Annotated in this window: 1 pseudogene; it reads right to left on the bottom strand. The window is 68.7% G+C overall.

What is annotated here, in order from left to right:
• Positions 1-243, bottom strand: a pseudogene (locus KVS69_RS20300) (sigma-54-dependent Fis family transcriptional regulator); the annotation flags it as partial.

Genomic DNA, 243 nt, shown 5'->3' with positions numbered 1-243 from the left:
GCGGTGCCTCCCATCTGCACGATATGCGCAGGCAGCGCGCCGCTCCCGGCCGGCAGATCCACCCCCGCTTCTTCATGCGCCGCGACGGGAGCTCCACCATGCCGCGGCACACCCTGCTGCGGCAACCGGAGATCACACGCCCCGATGGTGTCACCCTCGGCCAGCGCCAATGCACGCACCAGGATGTTCTCCAGATCGCGCACGTTGCCCGGGAAGTGATACGTGCCCATCGCTTCCAGCGCC

This window comes from Stenotrophomonas sp. GbtcB23 (assembly GCF_019091045.1).
Classification (GTDB): Bacteria; Pseudomonadota; Gammaproteobacteria; order Xanthomonadales; family Xanthomonadaceae; genus Stenotrophomonas; species Stenotrophomonas rhizophila_A.
Note: the sequence above shows the minus strand (reverse complement) of the source record. Positions and strands in the feature narration are given on the sequence as shown.